This is a genomic window from Moritella viscosa (assembly GCF_900120065.1).
Taxonomy (GTDB): domain Bacteria; phylum Pseudomonadota; class Gammaproteobacteria; order Enterobacterales; family Moritellaceae; genus Moritella; species Moritella viscosa.
Map to the genome: position 1 here is coordinate 1 of NZ_FPLG01000124.1, position 5579 is coordinate 5579.

4 protein-coding genes are annotated in these 5579 nt (G+C 41.3%); all 4 read left to right on the forward strand.

The window, feature by feature from the left end; translation table 11 throughout:
• The first annotated feature begins 252 nt into the window (after window positions 1-252).
• On the forward strand, window positions 253-2112 hold the full coding sequence (locus BT797_RS20425) for an EAL domain-containing protein (RefSeq protein ID WP_045110938.1): 1860 nt from the start codon (window positions 253-255) through the stop codon (window positions 2110-2112).
• 137 nt (window positions 2113-2249) lie between these two features.
• Window positions 2250-2831: an electron transport complex subunit RsxA gene (gene rsxA, locus BT797_RS20430; protein WP_026006230.1), complete on the forward strand. Its 582-nt coding sequence runs from the start codon at window positions 2250-2252 to the stop codon at window positions 2829-2831.
• 12 nt (window positions 2832-2843) lie between these two features.
• Window positions 2844-3392, forward strand: coding sequence for an electron transport complex subunit RsxB (gene rsxB, locus BT797_RS20435; RefSeq protein ID WP_075473295.1), 549 nt, complete (start codon window positions 2844-2846; stop codon window positions 3390-3392).
• A 5-nt stretch (window positions 3393-3397) separates the two neighbouring features.
• Window positions 3398-5579, forward strand: a 2182-nt coding sequence (gene rsxC, locus BT797_RS20440) for an electron transport complex subunit RsxC (RefSeq protein ID WP_075473296.1), incomplete at its 3' end; no start/stop codon positions are given.

A 5579-nucleotide genomic window follows, 5' to 3' on the forward strand; every position in this document is an offset into this window, starting at 1 on the left:
AGTCTAGCAAGGGGAGCCATTTCTTTTAATATCTAATAATCCCACCTCATAACAAGCTGTCCAATAATATTCTCAACGACAAAATTAATATTTATAACTAAAACATCTCTCCTACTAAAGTTTAATTATTACTGAAAATAGTGCCCGCTATCGCATAATCTATACCTAAGCCCCTCACATACGTATTTTTATTGTTCGAAACAGGTTAATCTAGCCACACAGGGATGTAAAAATATTATAGGGATAATGAAAATGACGGATTATTTTCGCTGCAATCTTTCTATCACATTTGTTTTTTTATGTATGCTAATCAGTTCATTAGGTTTTAGTTACCAGTCATTAAATTCATCATTAGCCATACAAGGCAGTATTGTTAATGACGCATTGAGCCAAAAGATAAGCCTTGATTCAATTACGGATGATAATGCTAAATTATTAACAGAGCGCCTCGGGCTAAGCCAATTATTTATTCAAACAGAATCGATTTCTTCCAGTTGGGACTCAAATATCAACTACCCTACCTTAATCCAGTTGATCTTCCCTCAGCTCGCTAAAAAGTTTTCAGGTGCTACAGACTTATTTAGTTATAAATTTAAACTCAGATTTAATGACAAGGATAACGCGCAGATAAAATTACTAAGCACTTTTATTGTTTCACTCTTTATCGCCTATTTATTATGTCTTGCATCCGTGAAACGATTATTAGTTAAGTTAGAAAGGAACATCCTTAAGGAAATTGGTAACACGACAAAACCAAATTACCATGCATCACCAGCTATCACCCGCCTTCTTGCACAGCATAAAGCAGATCATCATAAAGAATTACAAGATCAGCATGATAAAATTGAAGCCCTTTCAAAACAAATTAACATGGATAATTTAACCGGTTTATACAATCGATTTTACTTTCGTGGTGAGCTTGTGGATATTTTGTCGGAAAAAAATGAATCTCAATCTGCAATTATCGCATTAATTCGTGCAACAGCACTTGGACATACCAATAAACACAGAGGATTTCAACGCGGCGATACTTACCTAAAAGATATATCCAATATACTAAAGCAATGTACAAAACGTTATCCCGATAGTCAATTATACCGTGTTTCAGGCCCTGATTTCGCCATTATCATTCCGAATATGACTGCAGCCGTCGCACATAAGTTGGCGCGAGAAATAAAAGCTAACCTCGATGATTATCAATCACTTCATGATTTAGAGAATGTTGCGTATATAGGCATAACAACGGTTCATTCAGGACAACAGCCTGAACAAGTATTAGCGCGTGCGGATACTGCATTAGCGAAAGCGCAACTCGAAGGGCCTAATCACTGGGCATTTCAACAACAAGATGCTCAACAAGAAAATCAAGGGCAATCTTATTGGAAAGATGTGATTGAAGAGATTATCAATAAACGCAGCCTGATGTTGCTCAGCCAGCCAGTTCAACCCATTCACCGTAACATGAAAAATTACCAAGAAATTTATACTCGTTTTATTGGTAGCAACAATGCAATGCTACCAACTCACACCTTGTTTGCAATGGCTCAACGCTTAGATTATACCGTTAAACTTGACCAAATTATTATCGAAAATATCATTAGCAATAGCCGTACACAAATGGATGGTTCCAGTCGATGGGGAGTTAATCTAACGTCACAATCTGTGCAAAGTAGCGCATTTATTGTCTGGCTAGAGCGCTTATTGCTACGTGAGCCAAACATCGCAACCAATTTAGTTTTTGAAATTGATGAGGTTATTCTAGAAAGAAATATCGTCTCAAGCAAACGTGTAATAGATATGCTACGCCGTGTTGGTAGCCGCTCAGCAATTAGTAAATTTGGTCATGGCATTAGTTCATTCAAACTCTTTAGAGAACTAAAACCAGATTACATAAAAATAGACAGTGGCTTAATTCAGTCAATTACAGATGACAATGCAAGTCAACAATTTTTACGTATGATTGTTGATGTTGCTCATCGCATGAGTTGCCAAGTTATTGCCGAGGGCGTTGAAGACTTAGCGCAAAAACAATTACTCGAGTCCATGTATGTTGACGGGATCCAGGGTTATCTCATCTCAAAACCTGCACCATTAAGTAAAATAGCCTGTTAAACAGTAAAAACCCAGATAAGGTAAGAAGACTAACTGATTATTAGCCTTTTTACGTTACCAATTTACTTCTTTCCTATTGTAACAATGGTACAGATACCCGATAATATGGCCTCCCATAGTAACTGTATTACTTCATCATGACCGAATATCTTTTACTGCTAGTAAGCACTGTTCTTGTAAATAACTTTGTACTAGTCAAATTTCTTGGTTTGTGCCCGTTTATGGGGGTTTCGAGCAAACTAGAAAGCGCGATAGGAATGTCATTTGCAACAACGTTCGTACTGACCATTGCTGCAATGTCTTCATACCTTGTTGAAACCTATATTTTAACGCCGCTCGGCTTAGAGTATCTACGAACACTTAGTTTCATTCTCGTTATTGCAGTTGTCGTACAATTTACTGAAATGGTTGTACATAAAACCAGCCCTACTCTTTATCGTTTATTAGGGATTTTCTTACCACTCATCACGACTAACTGTGCGGTACTTGGTGTGGCATTACTCAATATTAATGAAAAACATAACTTTATAGAAAGTGCTGTATATGGCTTTGGTGCTGCAGTTGGCTTCTCATTAGTTCTTATATTATTTGCCGCTATGCGTGAACGGATCGCAGCAGCAAACGTCCCAGCCCCTTTTAAGGGGACTTCAATCGCCATGATCACTGCAGGTCTTATGTCACTTGCGTTCATGGGCTTTACGGGCTTGGTTAAACTTTAACTGTTGATAACTATGACTACTATTCTCATTGCAATTATTACCCTTGTTATTCTCGCTGCTTTGTTTGGGTTCGGGCTCGGCTGGGCAGCTATTCGTTTTAAAATTGAAGGTAACCCTGTCGTTGAACAAATTGATGCCGAGTTACCACAAACACAATGTGGCCAATGTGGTTATCCAGGCTGCAAACCTTATGCAACAGCCGTAGCGAACGGTGAAGAAGTAAACTTATGTATTCCAGGTGGTGCAGATACCGTTGAAAAACTTGCTGATATCATGGGTGTTGAAGTCAAGCCTATTGCAGAGCAAGAACACGACGCCAGCATCAAAATGGTTGCACGTATTATTGAAGAAGACTGTATTGGCTGTACTAAATGTATTCAGGCCTGCCCTGTGGATGCCATTGCAGGTGCAACACGTGCAATGCACACTGTGATAGTTGATTCTTGCACAGGCTGTAAATTATGTGTTGCACCATGTCCTACCGATTGTATCGTGATGGAACCAGTACAAGCTGCATGGAAGTGGCAATTAGACTCTATCCCTGTAGTGAATATTAAGTAGGTCACATGATTTCATTAATCGAACAAATAAAAAATGGTAAACTGTGGCGCTACTTTGGTGGTGTACATCCACAAGAGAATAAGACCCAGTCAACGCGTTTAGCAATTACGATGGCGAATATCCCTAAACACCTGATAATTCCCGTTAAGCAACACATTGGCCAAGGTGGTCAGATAATTGTTGCTCCAGGTGACAAAGTTTTAAAAGGCCAACCACTAACAGCATCTGATTCGTTCATGTCTGTACCGGTTCATGCCCCAACGTCAGGTACCATTGAGCATATTGCACAATATCCAAGTACTCACCCATCAGCAACACCTGAAATTGCAATAAAACTAATTTGTGATCAAGAAGATAAAGCACTCGAAAATCTACCAGCACTCGATTATAAACAACTTTCAACAGCTGAATTACAACAACATATAAGCCTAGCGGGAGTCGCTGGTATGGGTGGCGCAGGCTTTCCGACAGCGGTAAAGTTAAGTGATAAACAGCCAATTGAATTTTTGTTAATCAATGCAGCAGAATGTGAACCGTACATCACCTCTGATGATGTACTCATGCGTGAACGAGCAGACGATATCATTCAAGGTATTGAGATATTACGTCACATGATCAAACCTGCACTTTGCATCATAGGCATTGAAGATAATAAACCTGATGCCGCAAATGCGTTAGAAACAGCGATAAAAACAACTAACCTAAGTGCTGATATTATCGTACGTAAAGTGCCAACAAAATACCCGAACGGTGGCGAAAAACAGTTAATTCAAGTGTTAACGGGTAAAGAGATCAGTAAAGGTCAGATCCCTGCACAATCAGGGATCGTCATGCAAAATGTTGGCACTATTTATGCCGTCAAACAAGCAATCATAGATCGCCAGCCATTATTAAGCCGTATTGTTACCTTAACCGGCAAAGCATTCCCACAACCACGTAATGTAGAAGCGTTAATTGGTACGCCAATCAGTGCATTACTCCGTGAATTTAAATGCGATGAAGATAAAGCAGCTGCAATTATTTATGGTGGGCCTATGATGGGCTTTACATTACCGCACGGCCAGTTTTCACTGACTAAAACAGGTAACTGTATTTTAACCCCTATCAAAGATGAAATTCCCCAAGTAAGAGAACCTGACGCCTGCATCCGTTGTGGAGAGTGTGCAGAAGCCTGCCCTGTTGATTTATTACCGCAACAATTACATTGGTATAGCCAAGCAAAAGACGTCACTAAACTTGCCGATTATAATCTAATGGATTGTATCGAATGTGGCGCCTGTAGCTATGTTTGCCCGAGCCAAATACCACTTGTTCATCAGTACCGGATTGCCAAAGTAGAAGTCCGTGAAAGTGATGCAGAACTTGCAGCAGCAGCTATTGCGAAAGAGCGCTTTGAGAAGCGTAATGAACGATTAGCATTAGAAAAAGCGCAACGTGAACAACGCCAAAAAGAGGCCGCCGAAAAACGCCGCGCAGCAGCGAAAGCCACAACGGGTGAAGATCCTGTTAAAGCAGCGATGGAACGCATCCAAAAAGCCAAAGCTGCTGAACAAGCAGCGGCCGATGGAAAAACAAGTAAAGGATCTGCAGTTGCTGATGCAATTGCTCGCGCTAAAGCCAAGAAAGCCGCTATCGCATCCACTGATACTACGGTTCCAGATAATACAGCTGTCATTGCAGAACGAAAAGCGAGAAAAGCAGCCGCTAAAGCTAAACGAGAAGCCGAAGGTTCACAACCAGTAGAAATAACAACGAGCCCAGCGATTGAAGCGAAAAAAGCAGCTGTTGCAGATGCGATTGCTCGTGCGAAAGCCAAGAAAGCGGCTGCACAGTCAGGCGAAACAGCAACTGACATACCAGCGCCAGCAGTTGATGCCAAGAAAGCTGCCGTTGCTGCTGCAATTGCTCGTGCAAAAGCCAAGAAAGCGGCTGCACTGTCAGGCGAAACAGTAACTGACACACCAGCGCCTGCTGTTGATCCTAAGAAAGCCGCCGTTGCTGCTGCAATTGCTCGTGCGAAAGCCAAAAAAGCGGCTGCACAGTCTGGCGAAACCGTAACTGATACACCAACGCCTGCTGCTGATCCTAAGAAAGCCGCCGTTGCTGCTGCAATTGCTCGTGCTAAAGCCAAAAAAGCGGCTGCACAGTCTGGCGAAACCGTAACCTACCCACCTACCTCCGGTGGTG

What these genes read in the sequence shown, in the direction of transcription:
- BT797_RS20425 (WP_045110938.1), top strand. Translation starts at nt 253, where the DNA reads ATGACGGATTATTTTCGCTGCAATCTTTCTATCACATTTGTTTTTTTA.
- rsxA (WP_026006230.1), top strand. Translation starts at nt 2,250, where the DNA reads ATGACCGAATATCTTTTACTGCTAGTAAGCACTGTTCTTGTAAATAAC.
- rsxB (WP_075473295.1), top strand. Translation starts at nt 2,844, where the DNA reads ATGACTACTATTCTCATTGCAATTATTACCCTTGTTATTCTCGCTGCT.